Below are 6,218 nucleotides of genomic sequence, written 5' to 3' on the forward strand. Positions count from 1 at the left end.
CCCGGCCCGCGCGTTCGGGTCCGCGTCCATCACCCGTACCGCCCACAGCAGCTCACCGGTTTCCTTGTCCCGCTCCTGCGCATCCGGCATCCCCGCCTTCGACTTCTCAAAGTCGTTCGCCGCCTCCACCCCGAGCACGAACGCGCCATGGGGAAACACATCCCCGAACGCCACCGGAATCCACCGCGGTATCGCCATCGTTGCCCACCTCTCGCCGTCTCGCCGGGTTGTCGGAGATGACCGCCCGACCCGTCGAGATACACAGTGCACCGCTCGACGACCGCTACTCAACCCGTATACAGGCCATGTATACGTCCTTGGTATGATGGCCATACCAAGCCGGTCTGACCGACGATCCGAAGCCGACTCGCTCATACGGACCCGGTATGGACGCGCACATCAGTCGTAATACTGCTTGCTTGGGCGCTAATATGCGGGCCATGGCTGACCGCAATACCCATCGGGTCTATACCGCCCGCCGACCCGCCGACGGCGAGGACTGGGCCGCCGTCGCGGTAGCACTCAACGAACGGATGGCAGCCCGCCGCATCGGTCAGCAACAGCTTGCCGAGGCGTCGGGGGTGTCGGTGTCCACGGTCCGTCTGGTGCAGCATGGCACCGGCCGCCGCTTCCAGAACAAGACGCTGACCGCGCTCGCCCGCGCGCTCGACTGGCCCGACGACCATCTGATCAGAGTTCTACTCGCCGGCCACCCGCCCACCGAACCCACCACCACCGACGATCCGGTCATCGTGACGCTGCGCCGGATCGAAGAACGCCTCGAAGAGCTCAGTCGCCGTCTCGTGACCGTCGAGCAGCTCGTCACCGCCGGGCGGGATCCCGAGCCGCACACCTGCGAGCCCCGCGCACGATAGAAGGGGCCGGCACCCGGACGGACGACAGATCGTCCACCTGGGCACCAGCCCCTGTCTGTGACGGCCCCTGACTGGCGACCGCTGATCAGCGCAGGCCGAACGGCAGCCTCTCGGGCATCGCCGGACCCGTCGCCACGCCGTCTACCGGCCGGAACACGAGCGTCACCTCAACATCACCGAACGCTTCCGCGAACCCCACCCCGTCCGGCAGCGCCGCCCACGCCCGCATGACGTCCACCGGCCGCGCGTCCGGATAGATCGTAATTGTGCAGTCTGCGCCGTCGAGGGTGACCGGTGCGTGCGCACCGGTGGTCTCAGCCACCGGCCCGCCGCGTCGAGCGTGCCAACGCCGCACCCAGCAGCATCCGACCCGCCGCCGGCGCCGTGGAATGGTCCACGAAGAAGAACAGCGGGCACACCTGATAGTCGTGCCAGCCGCTTTCCACCGCGAACAGCTCCGCCGACGCGGGCGAGTCAAACGTGATCGTCGTATCGCGGACCCGCCGTTCGTCCCCCGGCTCGAAGCGCACCACGCCGTAGAGCACGGACATCCGCCCATCCCCGCCGTCAGCCACCGTGTCTGCGCTGGTCACCGGCCGCACCGTCCCATCCTGTCGTCAGCGTGCCTTTCGGACGCCAGCCCGGCCCCGCGGACACCACGCTCAACACGGAACCGGACTGGTTGGACAACAGGCTTACCGACCCGCGGACCGCACCGAAACGCCAAGTCCGTATACGCCGCCCGACTCCCCCGACCGGCCGTGTTCCACCAGGCGAACAGTCGACAAGCGGTACATGAGCGCGCGAGTCGGACGAAGGTCCCATACCAACCTGGTATGAACGCGCTACTGTCAGCATGCCGCCCTGCACACCGCTGACCGGCGGACCATCGGACGCACCCGAGAAGGCACGATGCCGCCAACCACCAGCCCTTACACGGTCTCCCGGCAGGTACTCGACCGGGACGACATGCGCACGGCGCTGAACGCCCGCGACTTCGGCACCATCTTCCGGCTGTTGAAGAAGTACGACGGCGCCAGTCAGGACCGCATCGCCTCGCCGATCGAAGGGCTCACCCAGAGCCGCGTCAGCCGGATCATGCGCGATCAGGAACACATCATGTCCATCGACCTGATCGAACGCATCGCTGACGCCCTGCGCATCCCCGGCGAGCTTCTCCGGCTGGCCCCGCGCCCATGGGAGACCACTGGCCCCACCCCCGCGCCACCCTCGCTGGACGCCCGCGCAGAGATCCCCGCGCCGACCCCGCCAGCCGCCCGAGCGGCCCCCGAACACCCGGCATCCACGCCAGGCGACTACGCCGCGCGGGAACGGTCCCTGTCCGTCACGATCGACATCGCCGCCGACGGCTCCGCCCAGGTCACCTACACCTACGAACTGGTGAACATCGGTACGTTACCGATCACTCGTCTCGTCCGTGAGCTGTGGTTCAAACACACCACCGGCATCCTCACGATCAGGCCGGCCGCCGCATCCGACCGCAACGTCATCATCCAGCGGATCCACGACACCATCACGATGTCCAAGTTCGCCTGCCAGATCTTCCCCGCATTGCAGCCCGGCGAATCGGCGATCATCGCCTACACCTGCGACGGCGGCCGGTTCCTCGACGAGCTCTACTGGCGGCAAGCCTTCACCCGCCCCACCGACCGGTACTCACTCGCCGTCCGCCACCGCGGCACACGGCAACTGCTGAGCTGCACCGCCGTGGAGGAACACGCCGACGGCTCCGAGGTCTCCGCCACCGACGGACTCACCTGGAAACACGACCAGACCGACATCGTCATCGAGTTGACCCGCGCCAACCTGGCACCCAACCACGCCGTAACGCTTCGATGGGACGCCGATCGTGACCCTACGCAATGACATCGAAGCGGCGCTACGGGCCTGGGACGCCTACGAACGCCAGCGAGGCTGCCCCGCGGTCATCGACTACGACTGCGCCCCCACCGACGCCGAGATCCCGCCGGTCGCCGACCGAATCGACGCCCACAACCGGTTCACCGACCTGGACCGCCGCGCACGCGCTGAGGACCAGCCGCACCTAACCGACCGTGTCGGCGCGCACCTGGCCTACTTGCGGGCGCTGCTCGGGGAACACCAACCGTTGGATGCCTATGTCCAGGCCACCCAGGGATGCACGGCGGCCGGATGGACCGACGACTACATCACCGCCTGCCGTGACCGGGCGATATCGGCCATCGGGGCATGCGGGGTGACCTGGGGTCCGGATACCGCCGCCCACCTCGACGAGGCCGAAGGCCCCGTGAACAGCGACGACGTCCCCGAGCTGATCCGCGCAGCGGCAACGGAGATCGAACCGATAGTCCGCCGCCTCACCAGCGCCACTGCCGACTACGACCTGAGCATTGAACGCGTCGACCTCGATGTGTACTGGGCCTACTGGCTCGACGGAGCCGGCTCAAAGGTCCGCCTCCGCCTCAACCAACGCAACGCCCGGTTCACCGCGGTACGGCTCCGCCAGTTCGCCCAACACGAAATCCTCGGTCACGCCCTCCAAGCCGCCAACTGGTCGGCCAACTGCACCCGCGACGATGTCCCGTGGGTGCGCCTGACTTCCGTACACGCCCAACAACAAGTCCTCATGGAAGGACTCGCCCAGGCCCTACCGCTGTTCACCACACCCGACGACGAACCACTGACCGCCCGCATACGCGTCGATCATTACCTTCAGCTCGTCCGCGCCGAACTACACCGCGCCATCAACACCGGCGTATCCGTCGCAGACTGTGTCACCCACGCCCGCGACCGGGTGCCGTTCTGGAAAGACAGCACCATCGCCGACGCCCTCACCGACCGCGGCGCAGACCCACTCCTACGCTCCTACCTCTGGTCATACCCCGCCGGCATCGACTGGTTCGTCACCCTCGCTGACACCGCCGGCCCCGAGACCTCGGGAACCGTCCTTCGCACTGCCTACGAACGCCCGCTTACCCCGGCTGATCTCGCCCAGCTCTGGCCATCTGGTCCACGCATCGGCGGACCCGGCAGCACGAATACGCCATAAGCCGGGCACTGCCGAATTACTCGGTTTTAGATCAAGGCGCGGCACGGGCCGCGCCGCGCGACGGCTGCGCGTGGCGCTGGCGCGCCATGCTCGCCGGGTGCGTCGCTGGCCCGCCACCGCGCACAAGCCAGACCAGGAATGGCAAGTATGCCCGGCACACCGGGACCCGTGGGCATTCCGGCCAGACCGACCGCCGCCGGATGAGCGAATCCACGCCGTACCGAGCGGCATGGATTCGCGATGCTGGTCCTGTTCCGCGGTCCAGTTCACCGAACACCCGTGCACGTTCAGGGATGCGCAGCCACACGACCACCGGAGACCAGCACCGGGCACGCCAGCGGCAGACGAAAAACGAGCAGGGGGCACGCCAGCGGGCAGCCAGGAGACAGCATCCGGCCGCTTCGCTCCCCGGGCAGCCCGACCCCTCGCCCAGGCTGGGACGAGACTATCTCCGGTCACCCTGAAACCCGTGTAGGTCGTCAATCCGACTCGGATTTGTAGATCACGGGCACTACCAGCACAACGTCCCGCGCACTTTGCGAGTTTCAATCCGACTCGGATTTGTAGATCGCGGGCACTGCCAACAACAACCGGAGCAACGGCGTCGTCCAGTTTCAATCCGACTCGGATTTGTAGATCGCGGGCACCGCCCCAAGAAGATCACGATCACCGGGGTGTTGTTTCAATCCGACTCGGATTTGTAGATCGCGGGCACCTGACATGCTGACGTGACCCGGGATCATCCTGTTTCAATCCGACTCGGATTTGTAGATCGCGGGCACCCCTGCGACGGCATGCGCTGGTACCTCTTGAGTTTCAATCCGACTCGGATTTGTAGATCGCGGGCACTATACAAGTTGCTGGGGATGCTGGGGATGCTGGGGGTTTCAATCCGACTCGGATTTGTAGATCGCGGGCACCATAACGGCTACGATGCTGGCAATAGCGATCGTGTTTCAATCCGACTCGGATTTGTAGATCGCGGGCACTCGGCATCGACGACTATTTCGGTAAGATTAAGTTTCAATCCGACTCGGATTTGTAGATCGCGGGCACCGCTGTCCAAATTGTACACCCGCTGACCTGCGCTGATGCAAGATCATACCACAACCTCCATCCGAAGATCCTTAGGATCATGAATATATGATCTATCGGTGTCACGTCGTAGCAGGTCACGGCACATGTCGATCGCCCACCACAACCTCCTGCGTTCGTCGGCGTGTCGGCGGTTGTGGTAAACGATCATCGTACATCCCCCATTCCCACCGCCGAGTCTCGGACCGACCCGTACCCGACAATGATCGCAGACTCAGGCACCCGCAGCACGAGACCAGGGCCGCCGTTCCGACAGTGCATAGCGCCGACCCACGCAAGGCCAGTCGACGGACATCACCAGACAGAGGAGACAGAGGTGGCTCTCACGTCCACCGCGTGCACGGGCAACTCCGGACATGCCAGCCAGCAAGGGCGCTGCCCTGACGAGGCGAGGTTAGCCGGACGGCATGCCCGCCGCGTGCCAGTAGCAACGGTCAACATGTGGTCCCAGCGGTATCCCTTGGCGAGAGCTGGACCGCTGCTGACCTGGTCCGGAGTGTTCCAGAGCAGGTCAGCAACGGTAGCCGCATAGGTTTCCCAAGCTCGTAGCGTGGGCCGTGTCCGCATTCGCTTCGATCCGTCCCCGTGTACCCATTGCTGTACCCAAGCCGGTGGACGTCGGCGGACGAGTGCGAACACCGGCGGACGGAGAGCCCAGGTCACACCGACCCGGCGGACGTCCACGGACATTGATGGACAAGCCGCTCTTTCCTCTTAATCCGCGGGTCCGCTGTCCTGATCGTCGCCCACGGTAGCGCGATGGTAGTAAATGGTGATCGAGTGCCAGTCGCCATCGGCCGTGACCTCGGTATGCATCACCAGGTCCTGGACCTCGATATCCCCTCGTGCGTCGATCGAGTCAGCGACCCGTCGGAGCAAGGCGCTCACGTCGCTCTGGCCAGGGCCCGCGGGGTTTGCTTGGGAGAAGTGATACACGGTCCAGCGATCCCGAGGATCAACCCGCCGCATCGCCGGGAGCTTCGCCATCCGGTCTTCCACCTACCATCATCGAGTGCCGTCCGCGCCGGGAAATCCCACCACTTCACGCCGCGTGACCTGCCTCGCAATCTCCCATGTACTGCAGTTGTACTGCAACGGGGGTGGACGTCCGTAGACGTCGGTGGACGGCCCCGAGGCTGTGACCTGCACCGATGGACGTCCCTGGACGTCGGTGGACGGTCCGCTGAGGACTACGGATC

Annotated in this window: 7 protein-coding genes, 1 pseudogene and 1 CRISPR repeat array; of the genes and pseudogenes, 3 read left to right on the top strand and 5 right to left on the bottom strand. The window is 65.6% G+C overall.

Going from position 1 to position 6,218, the window contains the following annotated elements; all coding sequences use genetic code 11:
- Nucleotides 1–198, bottom strand: a pseudogene (locus tag U9983_RS25995) (plasmid replication, integration and excision activator); the annotation flags it as partial.
- 242 nt (nt 199–440) lie between these two features.
- Here U9983_RS25995 and U9983_RS26000 point away from each other — a divergent pair.
- Complete coding sequence (locus tag U9983_RS26000; RefSeq protein WP_322756534.1) at nt 441–875, top strand: helix-turn-helix transcriptional regulator; 435 nt, start codon at nt 441–443, stop codon at nt 873–875.
- An 85-nt stretch (nt 876–960) separates the two neighbouring features.
- Here U9983_RS26000 and U9983_RS26005 read toward each other — a convergent pair whose 3' ends face one another.
- Together U9983_RS26005 and U9983_RS26010 are read right to left on the bottom strand one after the other, a co-directional pair.
- Entirely contained in the window at nt 961–1,197 is a 237-nt protein-coding gene (locus tag U9983_RS26005; protein WP_322756535.1) for a hypothetical protein, read from the bottom strand.
- A complete protein-coding gene (locus tag U9983_RS26010; protein ID WP_322756536.1) occupies nt 1,190–1,468 on the bottom strand; it encodes a hypothetical protein in 279 nt (92 codons plus the stop codon). Before U9983_RS26010 ends, U9983_RS26005 begins: the two co-directional genes overlap by 8 nt.
- A 319-nt stretch (nt 1,469–1,787) precedes the next feature.
- Between U9983_RS26010 and U9983_RS26015 the strand changes: the two genes are divergently transcribed.
- Both U9983_RS26015 and U9983_RS26020 read left to right on the top strand, forming a co-directional pair.
- Nucleotides 1,788–2,762: a helix-turn-helix domain-containing protein gene (locus U9983_RS26015; RefSeq protein ID WP_322756537.1), complete on the top strand. Its 975-nt coding sequence runs from the start codon at nt 1,788–1,790 to the stop codon at nt 2,760–2,762.
- Entirely contained in the window at nt 2,746–3,924 is a 1,179-nt protein-coding gene (locus U9983_RS26020) for a hypothetical protein (RefSeq protein WP_322756538.1), read from the top strand. Before U9983_RS26015 ends, U9983_RS26020 begins: the two co-directional genes overlap by 17 nt.
- Nucleotides 3,925–4,400: 476 nt before the next feature.
- Nucleotides 4,401–4,980: direct repeats of the CRISPR family, unit length 36 nt; unit sequence GTTTCAATCCGACTCGGATTTGTAGATCGCGGGCAC.
- 753 nt (nt 4,981–5,733) lie between these two features.
- On the opposite strand, the gene U9983_RS26025 is transcribed toward U9983_RS26020, so the two are convergent.
- Nucleotides 5,734–5,907: a hypothetical protein gene (locus U9983_RS26025; RefSeq protein WP_322756539.1), complete on the bottom strand. Its 174-nt coding sequence runs from the start codon at nt 5,905–5,907 to the stop codon at nt 5,734–5,736.
- Between the two features lie 117 nt (nt 5,908–6,024).
- The coding region (locus U9983_RS26030; RefSeq protein WP_322756540.1) for a hypothetical protein at nt 6,025–6,218 on the bottom strand (194 nt) is incomplete at its 5' end.

Source organism: Protofrankia sp. Cas3, from assembly GCF_963555955.1.
Lineage (GTDB): Bacteria > Actinomycetota > Actinomycetes > Frankiales > Frankiaceae > Protofrankia.

Bases quoted from the DNA above. Each gene is read 5' to 3' on its own strand.
- U9983_RS26000 (WP_322756534.1), top strand. From the start codon at position 441: ATGGCTGACCGCAATACCCATCGGGTCTATACCGCCCGCCGACCCGCC.
- U9983_RS26015 (WP_322756537.1), top strand. From the start codon at position 1,788: ATGCCGCCAACCACCAGCCCTTACACGGTCTCCCGGCAGGTACTCGAC.